Annotated in this window: 9 protein-coding genes; 5 read left to right on the top strand and 4 right to left on the bottom strand. The window is 64.1% G+C overall.

The features are described from left to right. Positions 1–6 precede the first annotated feature (6 nt). The 3 genes from C3F42_RS00355 to C3F42_RS00345 all read right to left on the bottom strand — a co-directional run bounded on the left by C3F42_RS00355 (position 7) and on the right by C3F42_RS00345 (position 4,098). Positions 7–1,812, bottom strand: coding sequence for a DUF2341 domain-containing protein (locus C3F42_RS00355; RefSeq protein WP_094012580.1), 1,806 nt, complete (start codon positions 1,810–1,812; stop codon positions 7–9). Positions 1,813–1,852: 40 nt separating this feature from the next. Then, positions 1,853–3,415: a ShlB/FhaC/HecB family hemolysin secretion/activation protein gene (locus tag C3F42_RS00350; protein WP_256586319.1), complete on the bottom strand. Its 1,563-nt coding sequence runs from the start codon at positions 3,413–3,415 to the stop codon at positions 1,853–1,855. Between the two features lie 65 nt (positions 3,416–3,480). Then, positions 3,481–4,098, bottom strand: a complete 618-nt coding sequence (locus C3F42_RS00345; protein ID WP_177182957.1) for a transposase — start codon at positions 4,096–4,098, stop codon at positions 3,481–3,483. Between the two features lie 302 nt (positions 4,099–4,400). Here C3F42_RS00345 and C3F42_RS00335 point away from each other — a divergent pair, with 302 nt between their 5' ends. After that, the gene (locus C3F42_RS00335; RefSeq protein WP_100774681.1) at positions 4,401–5,429 is read left to right on the top strand and encodes an IS30 family transposase; all 1,029 of its coding nucleotides are present in this window, start codon (positions 4,401–4,403) and stop codon (positions 5,427–5,429) included. Positions 5,430–6,217: 788 nt separating this feature from the next. Here C3F42_RS00335 and C3F42_RS00330 read toward each other — a convergent pair. Then, on the bottom strand, positions 6,218–7,246 hold the full coding sequence (locus tag C3F42_RS00330) for an IS30 family transposase (RefSeq protein ID WP_100774681.1): 1,029 nt from the start codon (positions 7,244–7,246) through the stop codon (positions 6,218–6,220). A gap of 826 nt (positions 7,247–8,072) precedes the next feature. Here C3F42_RS00330 and C3F42_RS00320 point away from each other — a divergent pair. The 4 genes from C3F42_RS00320 (at position 8,073) to garD (ending at position 13,274) form a co-directional block, all read left to right on the top strand. Beyond that, positions 8,073–8,882 (top strand): gamma-glutamyl-gamma-aminobutyrate hydrolase family protein, encoded by an 810-nt coding sequence (locus tag C3F42_RS00320; RefSeq protein WP_046855389.1) that lies wholly within the window; start codon positions 8,073–8,075, stop codon positions 8,880–8,882. A 400-nt stretch (positions 8,883–9,282) separates the two neighbouring features. Beyond that, complete coding sequence (gene kdgD, locus C3F42_RS00315) at positions 9,283–10,194, top strand: 5-dehydro-4-deoxyglucarate dehydratase (RefSeq protein ID WP_038706239.1); 912 nt, start codon at positions 9,283–9,285, stop codon at positions 10,192–10,194. 102 nt (positions 10,195–10,296) lie between these two features. Then, positions 10,297–11,646 carry an MFS transporter gene (locus C3F42_RS00310; protein WP_104443767.1) on the top strand — a complete coding sequence of 450 codons (1,350 nt, stop codon included), beginning with the start codon at positions 10,297–10,299 and terminating at the stop codon, positions 11,644–11,646. Positions 11,647–11,720: 74 nt separating this feature from the next. Continuing rightward, on the top strand, positions 11,721–13,274 hold the full coding sequence (gene garD / locus C3F42_RS00305) for a galactarate dehydratase (RefSeq protein WP_104443766.1): 1,554 nt from the start codon (positions 11,721–11,723) through the stop codon (positions 13,272–13,274). The last annotated feature ends 45 nt before the right edge of the window (positions 13,275–13,319 follow it).

Raw genomic sequence — 13,319 nt, 5'->3', positions numbered from 1 at the left:
GCCTCCTCACGCCGGGATCGACGGGTTGACGCTGCGCCCGGCCGGACGCAGCGCCGCTTCACCGGCCTGGCCCTCGCCGTGCAGCTCGGCCAGGCGGGTGATGAACTCGTCGACGAACACCCGCATGTCAGCACTGACTTCGCGGTTGCGCGTGGTCAGGCGGTTGTAGCCGAACAGCGCGGGGATGGCGACGAACAGGCCCATGGCGGTGGCCAGCAGCGCCGCGGCCATGCCCGGGGCGATGGCATTGATGTTGACGTCGCCGGCCATGGCGGTGCCGAGGAACACCACCATGATCCCCAGCACCGTGCCCAGCAGGCCGATGTAGGGGCCGCCGGCGATGGCGTTGGACAGGGTCGACAGTTTCGAGGACAGCGCCTGGTTCTCGCGGGTGCGCACGCCGTCCATGGAGCAGCGAATGGCCTCGATGGTGGCCGCGGACACTTCACTGGTGTCGGCGCCCTGGGCGCGGCGGGTGCGGATTTCCTGCACCGCCACCAGGTACAGGCGCCACAGCGAGGAGTCGGTCAGCCGGTCATGCAGTTCGCGATCGTCGGCGAACTGCTCGAGGCGCGTGCCGACCGTGGCGAAACGCTCGCGAAAGCGCGTATTGGCGGCGGTGACGCGATTGAGCGTGCGCTGCTTGCGCAGCATGATCACCCACGACTGCACCATCATCAGCACCAGGACAGCGATGATCACCCAGGCGTCCACCGGCACCGCCTTGAGCAGGAAGCCCAGGCCGCCGAAGCCAAAACCGGATTGTTCCTCGTCGACGCCATAGACCACCAGGCGCGACTCGGCACCCTGGGCCAGCACGTCGGCCTGCAGGCTGGCCTGGCTGCGGGCGACGCGGGAAACACGCAGCTCGTCCAGGGCGCCGACAAAGGTCGCGTAGTGGCCGGCGGCCTCGCCCCCAGCCGCTGGCAGGTCGCCACCGATGCCGATGGCGCCGCTGAAGGCCGCCAGGCTCGCGGCCAGTCGCGCGACCGGCTGGCCTTCGACCAGCAGCGTGAGGTTACCGCCCTCGCCCACCAGCGCCAGGTGCTGCCATTGGCCGGCGCCGAGCGCCTGGTTGGCCGCGGCGCGCTGGCCGTCCACCTCGATGAAGGGCACGCCTTCGGCCAGGCCGAGCAGCAGGCTGTGGCCGGCCTCGCGGCGCGCCAGCAGCAGTTGCTCACCCACCGCCTGGTCCTGGCGCAGCCAGGTACTGAAGCTGAACGCCGCGCCCGCCGGCAGCTGCAGCGAGGCGCTGGCGGGCAGTAGCAAGGCTTGGCCACCGAGCTGGATGGCCCGGCCGATCACACCATCGACGCTGACCGTCGGCCCTTGCAGCTGGTTGCCATAAGGGCTGGCGTCACGGGCGGTGGCACCGTCGAAGTGGTAGAGCGCGGTGTAGTCGGCGTCGAAGCTCGGCTGCCCGGCGGGTGCCTGGGCCTTGGGGTTGCCGTAGTACATCCACAGGTCCTGGCGCTGGCCGGCTTCTATACGGGGTACGTCGACCCAGATCAGCGCCATGCCCATCAGCGGATCGAACTGCTCGACATGATGGTTGAGCACGGTCTTGTCGTCGGCAGCGACGAAGCGGATGTCCGCGCCGGTTTCGCTGACGCCGTCGAAGCTGAAGTTGCCGGTGTGCAGACGCACCAGCAGCGCGGTGCGGCCCAGCGCCTGGGTCAGGCCGGCGCCCTGGGGCGTGGTGTCCACGGCGATCTGCTTGCGGTACATCCAGTCGTCCTGCCACCAGGCGCTGGCGCTGCCCGGCAGGGCGAAGCCCAGGCACAGCAGCAAGGTCAATATCAGGCGTTGCATGAGAGGTCTCCAGGCCGATGCCGGTCAGTAGGTCAATCGTTCAGAAAGTCGCCTGCACGCTGAAGTGCACGCGGGAAGCGTTCTTGTCGGTGTTGGGGCCGTCCTTGAGCGGCACGGCCCAGTCGAGGCTGCCGGACAACCAGTCGTTGAGCGTGGCGCGGGTGCCGACGCCGACGCTGGCCAGGCTGTAGCTGTCATCCTGTTCGGGCAGTGCGTCCTGCAGGCGCAACTGGGCGCCCTCGGCGAACAGGTAGAAGCGCCAGTCGCTGATGTAGCTGCCGACGTAGCGGCCAATGGATGGGGTGCGCAGTTCCTGGGAGAACAGCAGGCCGTCGTCCCCGGTGCGTTCGGCGGCGAGATAGCCGCGCACCGAGGTGGCGCCACCGGCGGCGAACTGCTCGTTCGACACCAGCGGCCCCGAGGCCAGCTGGAACGCCAGCTTGGAAGCGCTCTGCCAGGCGCCGGCGAAGTCGAAGGTGTAGCTGCCGTCGCCCTTGAGCGCGGCGAAGCTGGAGTCGGCGCGGTAGCGCTTGTAATCGAACTCGGTATCGTCGCTGCCATAGCCCAGCAGGCTGCGCGTCCCGGCCACCAGGCTCAGGCCGAGGCTCAGGCCGAGGCTCAGCTGGTCCTGTTCGGTGAAGCGGTAGCCGGTATAGCCCAAGGTGATCGGGGCGTACTTGAGCGGGACCTTGTCGCTGCTGCCACCCAGGCCGACCTGTTCGTCGAAGTCCTTGAAGTCCACGCCGATCGACAGGGCGTTGGCCCAGGCGCCGACGCCCGGCAGGTTGTAGATCGCCGAAACACCGTAGGAATGGCCCTTGCCCAGCACATTGGTGCCGCCCACCGTGGCGACATTGCTGTCGGAGTGGTAGCCGGAGAACTGCACGGTCCAGCGCTCGCTCAGCGGCGCGGCGTAGGACCCGGACCAGACCTCGGCGTTGTCACGGTCCTGGGGCGCGGTGAACCAGGTCAGCGAGACGCTGTGGCCGGCCTGCCAGAGGTTGTTGTAGCCCAGGCTGACGACACTGCGCAGCTTCTCGGTGTCGGCGCTGTGGTCGTTGTTCAAGCCCAGGCTCAGGTTCCAGGGTTGCTTGTCCTCGACCTGCAGGTCGACGTCCATGGTGCCCGGGCGCTGGCCTTCGCGCACCAGCGGCATGACCTGCCGCCCCGGGGCACGGTTGAGCGTGGCCAGCTCGTTCTGTACCTGGGCGAAATCGGGGACCTTGCCCTCCTCCAACGCCGGCACCTGTTCACGGATCTCCAGCGGCGAATAATGCTTGGCGCCCACCACCCGCACGCGGCCGACCTTGGTTTCGCTCACCTGCAGGTAGACCACGCCGCCTTCGACCTTCTGCTCGGGCAGCTCGACGAACACCGACTGGTAGCCCCGGGCCTGATAGCTTTTCTGCAACGCCTCGCGGGCGCCTTCGAGGTCAGCCAGGGTCTTGTCCGGCCCCAGGTAGGGATAGACCGCCTCTTCGATGGCCTGGGCGTCGAGCACGGTGTTGCCGCGCACCACGTATTCATTGATCTCGACCCGGCGCTGCGCCTCGTCCGCGGCCACCTCGACCGCCAGCAGGCACAGCAGCGCCCCTGCGCCCATGCCGCATCGCTTGAAGAAAAAATGCTCCACACCGCCCCCTTGAGCGCCAGGAATTCGTTGGTTTGCTAGTGGTTGTCGCTGGTTGCGGGCTGGCCTTGGTGGCGGGCCAGCCAGCTGTGCAACAGGGCCAGGTTGAGGCTGAACTCGGGCATGGCCTGCAGGCTCGCGCCGAGCACTTCGTCGACCATGCGCTGCAGCAGGGAAACGGCCATGGCACTGCCCAGCAGCACGCCGAGGTCATGGCTGAACAGGCTGAAGTTCCACACCCGCGATTTCAGCTCCAGACCGGTGAACCAGCGGAACAGCAGGTTGTAGTTGAGCTGCTCGTAGAGCTGCTTCTCGCTGGGCACCGAATACAGCAGCTGCAGGAGCAGCACATGCATCAGCGTGCGCGGGGCGATGATCATGCCCTGCTGCTCGGCCAGCAGCGCCAGCGCGGGCTGGTGCGCGTCCAGCAATGCCTCTATGCGCGGCTTGAGCAGCGCCAGCGAATGGCCGGGCGGCACGCAGCTGGCCACCTCGCGCAGGGCGCCCTGCCAGTCGTCCTGGGAGACGATCCATACCCAGGGGGCGCCGTAGCGGTAGACCGAGACGGGCTGCTTGCGGGCGGCCTCGACGATCTTGGCCAGACGCTGGTCGAGCTCCTGCATTCCCACTTTCGTGTAGCGTTCCATAGTGCCCATTGCCCCGCTCCCAGGCCGGTTCTCAAGGCTTGATTGGCCTGATGGCCAGGTGCCTTGTTGGTGTCCATGGCTTTGACGGGGGTGGCGGATTGCTACCGAAGTTTTGTCATGAAAGGTTCATCAGAGGGGGTGGTTTCGAGGGGGTCGGGGTCGGGGTCGGGGTCGGGGTCGGGGTCGGGGTCGGGGTCGGAAGTGATTGTTTTGATTTTTGTTTGCGCATTCGTAGAAGATGTCGACATTTAGTCACGGCGGCGGCAAAAACTGAGTGCAACACCTGACCTTTCCGGTACGGTGCTGCCACTATGTCTTATACCGAACTCAGCGTTGAAGAGCGCGCCACCATTCAAATCGGTCGTACTCAAGGCTTCAGCCTGCGTAGGATTGCCTGCTTGATCAACCGATCCCCTTCGACCATCAGCCGGGAGCTGCGCCGCAATCGAGATGTCTGTGGCGGCTACTCGGCCCACGCGGCCCAGCAGCAGATGCAGGCTCGCCGCCAGGTGTGTCGACCGAAGCGAAAGCTGTTGCCGGGTGGTGAGCGCTTCGAGTTGGTGGCGCATATGCTCCGTGAGCGTTTGTCTCCCGAGCAGATTGCCGGCAAGCTGCGCAGCATGAACATTCCCAGCCTCAGAGATGCCTACGTCTGTCGCGAGACGATCTATAACGCGATCTATGCCCTGCCGGTCGGTGAACTGCGCAAGGAGCTGATCATCTGCCTGCGGCAAAGCAAGACGACACGCCGACCGCGCTCTGGTGGTGTGGATCGGCGCGGCCAGATCCCCGAGATGGTCAGTATTCATGTGCGCCCGCCGGAGATTGAAGACAGGCAGATGCCGGGGCATTGGGAAGGCGACCTCATCAAGGGTAAGGCCAACGCCTCGTCCGTCGGTACGCTGGTGGAACGCACCAGTGGCTACCTGATGCTGGTAAAGATGAACGACGCGACGGCGACTTCGGCGCTGGAAGGCTTCAGCGCCGCGCTCAATGGCATGCCGCTGGAGATGCGAAAGAGCATGACTTACGACCAGGGCCGGGAGATGGCGCGACACGCCGAGATCACCCAAAGAACCGGCGTGGCGATCTACTTCTGCGACCCGCACAGCCCTTGGCAGCGCGGTAGCAACGAAAACATCAATGGCCTGATCCGCCAGTACCTGCCCAAAGGCACAGACCTGTCGGTACACAGCCAGGAAGAACTGAATGCCATCGCACTGCAACTGAACATGCGTCCGCGTAAGCGCTTCGACTTCAAATGCCCAATCGAAGTTATGGGCGAGGTGATGCAGAAGGCCATGGCTATGCGGCATGATGCTCCAGTTTCAATTCAATGACCGTGTTGCACTCAGCTCCTGCAACCGCCCACCTTTTCGCCCTTACGGCGACCTACTTTTGTCTTGACAAAAGTAGGCAAAACCGTTCGGCTCCGTTCATACGGCCCCTACGCTTCGCTACGGGGTTCCCTCGCTCCGTTCTTGCTCCCGTGGGTACCGCGCTGTACGCCCCATCCTGGGGCGCAGCGCTCGACGGCCATCCATGGCCGTCGCCCCACTACGCAAGAACTCCACTCGGCCTCCTGAAGTCGCAATTGGTGGCGCCTGAACTATCGCGCACTTAGAAGCAAAATCAAAAGCAGATCAGGAGCAGATCAAGAGCAGATCAAGAGCAGATCAAGAGCAGATATGTTGGTTTTGTTGGTGGCTGATATGTTGTTCTTCATTACGCTATCGCGGGGCAAGCCCGCTCCCACGTTGAATCACGTAGTCAAACTATTTTGGGAGCGGGCTTGCCCCGCGATGTTGATCTAGAGTTCCCACGCTGGCAACTAGCGACTAGCTGCGTTAGTCCAGGCGCCACCCGTAACTTCGCGACTTCAGGAGGCCGAACGCAGGTCTTGCGGAGGGAGGTGACGGGCATGGATGCCCGTCAAGCGCTGCGCCCCAGGATGGGGCGTTCAGCGCGGTCCTCCCGGGAGCAAGGCCGGAGTGAGGGAACCCGGAGCGAAGCGGAGGGCCGGATGAATGGAGCGCAGCGTTTTTTGGTTACTTTTTGTCGCGTTTGACAAAAAGTGACTCGCCGTTGGCGAAAAGGTGGGCGGTTGCAGGAGCTGAGTGCAACACGGTCATTGAATTGAAACTGGAGCATCATGCCGCATAGCCATGGCCTTCTGCATCACCTCGCCCATAACTTCGATTGGGCATTTGAAGTCGAAGCGCTTACGCGGACGCATGTTCAGTTGCAGTGCGATGGCATTCAGTTCTTCCTGGCTGTGTACCGACAGGTCTGTGCCTTTGGGCAGGTACTGGCGGATCAGGCCATTGATGTTTTCGTTGCTACCGCGCTGCCAAGGGCTGTGCGGGTCGCAGAAGTAGATCGCCACGCCGGTTCTTTGGGTGATCTCGGCGTGTCGCGCCATCTCCCGGCCCTGGTCGTAAGTCATGCTCTTTCGCATCTCCAGCGGCATGCCATTGAGCGCGGCGCTGAAGCCTTCCAGCGCCGAAGTCGCCGTCGCGTCGTTCATCTTTACCAGCATCAGGTAGCCACTGGTGCGTTCCACCAGCGTACCGACGGACGAGGCGTTGGCCTTACCCTTGATGAGGTCGCCTTCCCAATGCCCCGGCATCTGCCTGTCTTCAATCTCCGGCGGGCGCACATGAATACTGACCATCTCGGGGATCTGGCCGCGCCGATCCACACCACCAGAGCGCGGTCGGCGTGTCGTCTTGCTTTGCCGCAGGCAGATGATCAGCTCCTTGCGCAGTTCACCGACCGGCAGGGCATAGATCGCGTTATAGATCGTCTCGCGACAGACGTAGGCATCTCTGAGGCTGGGAATGTTCATGCTGCGCAGCTTGCCGGCAATCTGCTCGGGAGACAAACGCTCACGGAGCATATGCGCCACCAACTCGAAGCGCTCACCACCCGGCAACAGCTTTCGCTTCGGTCGACACACCTGGCGGCGAGCCTGCATCTGCTGCTGGGCCGCGTGGGCCGAGTAGCCGCCACAGACATCTCGATTGCGGCGCAGCTCCCGGCTGATGGTCGAAGGGGATCGGTTGATCAAGCAGGCAATCCTACGCAGGCTGAAGCCTTGAGTACGACCGATTTGAATGGTGGCGCGCTCTTCAACGCTGAGTTCGGTATAAGACATAGTGGCAGCACCGTACCGGAAAGGTCAGGTGTTGCACTCAGTTTTTGCCGCCGCCGTGACTATGCGTCATTATAGCAAATGAATGCGCTTAAAACTGTGAAAACCCACGCCGATCGCATTTGACTTTGACTTTGACTTACACAGCGTGTGTTTTGAAAGTTATATACGCATTCATTCGCCATGTCGACGCATACTCACCTTTTCGCCTTTACGGCGACCTCCTTTTCTCTTGGGAAAAGGAGGCAAAACCGTTCGGCTCCGTTCATACGGCCCCTACGCTTCGCTCCGGGGTCCCCTCACTCCGGGCTTGCTCCTGGAGGACGCGCCGACGGGCCATCCATGGCCTGATCGGCGCTTGACGGGCATCCATGCCCGTCACCTCCCTGCGCAAGCCCTCCGTTCGGCCTCTTGAAGTCGCAATTTGTGTCGCCTGAACTATCGCGCGCTTAGAAGCAACAGCAAGGGCAAAGGCAAAGGCAAAAGCTGGGCTGGGCTGGGCTGGGCTGGGCGTAATGATTTTGCGGAACATGCCTGCATGACATTGCATTGGTGCAAAGAGCCGACTGCGTCGTTAAATATTATTGACCTAGCTTGCGCCAAACCCTTGTCGCCCAAGGCTCCGACCGCCTACAGCCCCCGAAAAATGGCGGCTTGAGGGTTCGTCACTCGTTTGACATATCGAACGGCTCTGGCAAGCTATGAGTCAGGCCCCGACCGACATCGCCTGCAGGGCGAGCCGGCAGTGCTCGGGGCTTCAGGCAGCACTCAAGGCTCCGGCCGTGCGCCTGCACAACAACGACAGGCATGACCTGTCTCAAGGTGACATATGTCCAACAGCAACATTGGCAACAAGCAACCTTCCCTGCGCAAACCCGTCGTCCTCATGACCATGGGCAGCCAAGAGCGCAAAGGCCATGACTATCAGGTCATGACACACAAATACATCTCCCCGCTGGTCGAGTTCTCCGGTTGTGTTCCGGTCCTGGTGCCCACCTGCTGCGGCGTTGAAGACCTCGAGACCTACCTGGACATGGCCGACGGCGTGTACCTGACCGGTGCCGGCAGCAACATCGACCCGGCCCTCTACGGCCAGGACAACCAGACGCCCGGCAAGGGCCAGGACAAGGACCGCGACCTGTTCGACATCCCGCTGGTCAAGGCGGCGATCAAGCGTGGCCTGCCGATCTTCGGCATCTGCCGCGGCATGCAGGAAATCAACGTGGCCCTCGGTGGCGACATCTACCAGAAGGTCTACGCCGAGCCAGGCTTCAACGACCACCGGGAAAACCCCGAAGATCCGGTCGAGGTCCAGTACGCCCAGGTGCACGGCGTGAAGATCAAGCCGGGCAGCTGGCTGCGCGACACCCTCGGCAGCGACGAAATTCGCGTCAACTCGCTGCACGGCCAGGGCCTGCGCAACCTGGGCGCCGGCATCGAGCCGATCGCCCATGCCGAGGATGGCCTGGTCGAGGCGATCCACGCCCCGAGCATCTCGCCCTTCCTGTTCGCGGTGCAATGGCACCCGGAGTGGCAGGCGGCGAAGAACCCCGATTCGATCAAGATGTTCCAGGCCTTCGGCGACGCCTGCCGCGCCCAGGTCCGCAAGTCCCAGGTCAAGCGCAACCAGGCCGCCTGACCCTCTGAAGCTTCGTTAGCTTTGATCGCGGGGCGGCGCAAGGTCGCCCCCGTTTCCCACGGTCACCCTCTGCTGGTCCCAGAACATCTCCCGTGGAAGCGGGCGGCGGGCTTGTGCCTGTCTCCGCGATCTTTTTTCCTCTCTCCCTCATAGAGATACGATGACTCGTAAGGTCTCGTGTCGTCTTGCCGCCCCTATCGCAGCGCAAGCCCGCTCCCGCAGCCCGGCAGACCTGTCACCTCATGACTATAGGCGCGGGCTGCCCCACGCGCTAAGGCCAGATCTGATCAGTACCCCCGCAGAAAATCCATGAACAGGGCTAGTCATAGAACAAGTTGTACGATAACTTACCTCTCACCTTGGTACCCCTCCTTCCAAGCGCCACAGGATGCCTACAACAATGAATCCACAAGAACTGCAATCCATCCTCTCCCACGGCCTGCTGTCGTTCCCCGTCACCGACTTCGACGCGGCCGGCGACTTCAACCCCGCAGGCTATGTCAAACGCCTGGAATGGCTCGCCCCGTATGGCGCAAGCGCGCTGTTCGCCGCCGGTGGCACTGGCGAGTTCTTCTCCCTGGCCGCCAGCGAGTACAGCCAGGTGATCAAGACCGCCGTCGACACCTGCGCCACCTCGGTACCGATCCTCGCCGGCGTCGGTGGCTCGACCCGCCAGGCCATCGAATACGCCAAAGAGGCTGAACGCCTGGGCGCCAAGGGCCTGCTGCTGCTGCCCCACTACCTCACCGAAGCCAGCCAGGACGGCGTCGCCGCCCATGTCGAGGCGGTGTGCAAGGCGGTGAACATCGGCGTGGTGGTCTACAACCGCAACGTCTGCCGGCTGAACGCCGACCTGCTGGAACGCTTGGCCGAGCGCTGCCCGAACCTGATCGGCTACAAAGACGGCCTGGGCGACATTGAGCTGATGGTGTCGATTCGTCGCCGCCTGGGCGATCGTTTCAGCTACCTGGGTGGCCTGCCCACCGCCGAGGTGTATGCTGCGGCGTACAAGGCGCTCGGAGTGCCGGTGTATTCGTCGGCGGTGTTCAACTTCGTGCCCAAGACCGCGATGGACTTCTACCACGCCATCGCCCGCGACGATCACGCCACCGTGGCCAAGCTGATCGACGACTTCTTCCTGCCGTACCTGGACATCCGCAACCGCAAGGCCGGTTACGCCGTGAGCATCGTCAAGGCCGGGGCGAAGCTCGCCGGTCATGACGCGGGCCCCGTGCGCACGCCGCTGACCGACCTCACCGCGCAGGAGTACGAGATGCTCGCGGCGCTGATGGACAAGATGGGCCCGCAATAAGCGAGCACCCCGCGGCCTGCCAAAGCCGCCGCCGGAGCAGGGACGCCCCGCTCCGGCCTACAACCAATCCCCGTATAAAAATAACGAGTGGGAGTAACCAGCATGCAAGCGACGCAAAAGACGCATGTACGCTACCTGATCCTGTTGATGCTGTTCCTGGTGACCACCATCAACTACGCCGACCGCGCCACCATCGCCATCGCCGGCTCCAGCCTGCAGAAAGACCTGGGCATCGACGCGGTCACCCTCGGCTACATCTTCTCCGCCTTCGGCTGGGCCTACGTGGCCGGGCAGATCCCCGGCGGCTGGCTGCTCGACCGCTTCGGCTCGAAGAACGTCTACGCCTTCAGCATCTTCACCTGGTCGCTGTTCACCCTGCTGCAGGGCTTCGTCGGCGGGCTGCCGGTGGCCTGGGCGGTGGTCACGCTGTTCACCCTGCGCTTCCTGGTCGGCTTCGCCGAAGCGCCGTCGTTCCCCGGCAACGCGCGGATCGTCGCGGCCTGGTTCCCCACCCAGGAGCGCGGCACCGCCTCGGCGATCTTCAACTCGGCGCAGTACTTCGCCACCGCGCTGTTCGCCCCGATCATGGGCTGGATCGTCTTCACCTTCGGCTGGGAACATGTGTTCGTGGTCATGGGCGTACTGGGTATCGTGTTCTCGGCGGTGTGGATGAAGACTATCTACAACCCGCGCCAGCACCCACGCATAGGCCAGGCCGAACTCGACCATATCGAACAGCACGGCGGCCTGGTGGACATGGACCAGAAACGCGGCGGCGACGGCCCGAAATGGGGCTACATCAAGCAGCTGCTGACCAGCCGCATGCTGCTGGGCGTCTACCTCGGCCAGTACTGCATCAACGCCATCACCTACTTCTTCCTCACCTGGTTCCCGGTGTACCTGGTACAGGAGCGCGGCATGACCATCCTCAAGGCCGGCTTCATCGCTTCGCTGCCGGCGGTATGCGGCTTCATCGGCGGGGTACTCGGCGGGGTGCTATCGGACTGGCTGCTGCGCCGCGGCAACTCGCTGACCTTCTCGCGCAAGCTGCCAATCGTCTGCGGCCTGCTGCTGTCGACCACCATGGTGTTCTGCAACTACGTCGAGGCCGAATGGATGGTGGTCGGCTTCATGACCCTGGCGTTCTTCGGCAAGGGCATCGGCGCCCTGGGCTGGGCGGTGGTCGCCGACACCTCGCCCAAGCAGATCGCCGGCCTGTCGGGCGGGCTGTTCAACACCTTCGGCAACATCGCCTCGATCACCACGCCGATCGTCATCGGCTACATCATCAGCGCCACCGGTTCGTTCAAATGGGCTCTGATGTATGTGGGCGCCAACGCCCTGGTGGCGGTGTTCAGCTACCTGGTGATCGTCGGCCCGATCAAGCGCATCGAGCTCAAGGAGCCGCCCAAGCACGAACCTGCGCCCGATGCGGAACTGGCCCGCCAGTAAGCCGGACACGTCGGCGCCCAACGGCGCCGGCGACAGCACCACGCCTGAGAGACAAGACAAGAAGGGCCTGAACCATGCAGCTGATCGAACATTCCGAGTCGCCCCGCTACGTGCGCCTGCACCCCGACGACAACGTCGTGGTGGTGGTCAACGACGGCGGCCTGGGCGAAGGCGCGCGCTTTGCCGATGGCCTGACCCTGGTCGAGAGCGTGCCGCAGAGCCACAAGGTCGCCACCGTGGACATCCGCAAGGGCGAGGCGGTGCGCCGCTATGGCCAGGTCATCGGCCATGCCCTGGCAGACCTGCGCCAGGGCAGTTGGGTCAAGGAAGATCAACTGGCGATGCCGGCCGCGCCCGAGCTTGCCAGCCTGCCACGCTGCGACGCCGTACCCGCCCCCCTGCCGCCACTCGACGGCTTCACCTTCGAGGGCTACCGCAACGCCGACGGCAGCGTCGGCACCCGCAATATCCTCGGCATCACCACCACCGTGCAGTGCGTGACCGGCGTGCTCGACCATGCGGTCAAGCGTATCCGCGCCGAACTGCTGCCCCGCTACCCCAATGTCGACGATGTGGTCGCCCTCACCCACAGCTACGGCTGCGGCGTGGCGATCAACGCCCGCGACGCCTACATCCCGATCCGCACCGTGCGCAACCTGGCGCGCAACCCCAACCTTGGCGGCGAGGCGCTGGTCATCAGCCTGGGCTGCGAAAAACTCCAGGCCGGCCAGGTGATGCACGACGGCGATCCGTCCGTGGACCTCAGCGAGCCGTGGCTGTACCGCCTGCAGGATGCAACCTTGGGCTTCGGCGAGATGATCGAGCAGATCATGGCCCTGGCCGAGACCCGCCTGAAAAAGCTCGACCAGCGCCGTCGCGAGAGCGTGCCGGCCAGCGAACTGATCCTCGGCATGCAGTGCGGCGGCAGCGACGCCTTCTCCGGCATCACCGCCAACCCGGCGCTGGGCTATGCCGCCGACCTGCTGGTGCGCGCCGGCGCGACGGTGCTGTTCTCTGAAGTTACCGAGGTGCGCGACGCCATCTACATGCTCACCTCCCGCGCCGAAACGCCGGAGGTCGCCGAAGCATTGGTGCGCGAAATGGACTGGTACGACCGCTACCTGCAGCAGGGCGCCGCCGATCGCAGCGCCAACACCACGCCGGGCAACAAGAAAGGTGGCTTGTCAAACATCGTCGAAAAAGCCCTGGGCTCGATCGTCAAGTCCGGCAGCGGCGCGATCCAGGGCGTACTCGGGCCCGGCGAGCGGGTAACGCGCAAGGGCCTGATCTTCTGCGCCACCCCGGCCAGCGACTTCGTCTGCGGCACCTTGCAACTGGCGGCCGGGATGAACCTGCACGTGTTCACCACTGGTCGCGGCACGCCCTATGGCCTGGCCATGGCGCCGGTGGTCAAGGTGTGCACCCGCAGCGAGCTGGCCCAGCGCTGGCCGGACCTCATCGACATCGACGCCGGGCGCATCGCCAGCGGCCGGGCGAGCATCGAGGAGCTGGGCTGGGAGCTGTTCCATTACTACCTGGACGTGGCCAGCGGCCGCAGGCAGACCTGGGCCGAACAGCACCGGCTGCACAACGACATCACCTTGTTCAACCCAGCCCCTATTACCTGAACGACACAGGTGGCGTGGGAGCGGACCTGCCCCGCGATGATGCAA

The sequence above is a fragment of the Pseudomonas sp. PONIH3 genome, assembly GCF_002934345.1.
In the GTDB taxonomy this organism is placed as follows: Bacteria; Pseudomonadota; Gammaproteobacteria; order Pseudomonadales; family Pseudomonadaceae; genus Aquipseudomonas; species Aquipseudomonas soli.
Note: the sequence above shows the minus strand (reverse complement) of the source record. Positions and strands in the feature narration are given on the sequence as shown.

Excerpts from the sequence above, each read along its gene's own strand:
- C3F42_RS00355 (WP_094012580.1), bottom strand. The coding sequence starts at position 1,812 with ATGCAACGCCTGATATTGACCTTGCTGCTGTGCCTGGGCTTCGCCCTG.
- kdgD (WP_038706239.1), top strand. The coding sequence starts at position 9,283 with ATGAATCCACAAGAACTGCAATCCATCCTCTCCCACGGCCTGCTGTCG.
- C3F42_RS00310 (WP_104443767.1), top strand. The coding sequence starts at position 10,297 with ATGCAAGCGACGCAAAAGACGCATGTACGCTACCTGATCCTGTTGATG.
- garD (WP_104443766.1), top strand. The coding sequence starts at position 11,721 with ATGCAGCTGATCGAACATTCCGAGTCGCCCCGCTACGTGCGCCTGCAC.
- C3F42_RS00330 (WP_100774681.1), bottom strand. The coding sequence starts at position 7,246 with ATGTCTTATACCGAACTCAGCGTTGAAGAGCGCGCCACCATTCAAATC.
- C3F42_RS00345 (WP_177182957.1), bottom strand. The coding sequence starts at position 4,098 with ATGGGCACTATGGAACGCTACACGAAAGTGGGAATGCAGGAGCTCGAC.
- C3F42_RS00350 (WP_256586319.1), bottom strand. The coding sequence starts at position 3,415 with ATGGGCGCAGGGGCGCTGCTGTGCCTGCTGGCGGTCGAGGTGGCCGCG.
- C3F42_RS00320 (WP_046855389.1), top strand. The coding sequence starts at position 8,073 with ATGTCCAACAGCAACATTGGCAACAAGCAACCTTCCCTGCGCAAACCC.
- C3F42_RS00335 (WP_100774681.1), top strand. The coding sequence starts at position 4,401 with ATGTCTTATACCGAACTCAGCGTTGAAGAGCGCGCCACCATTCAAATC.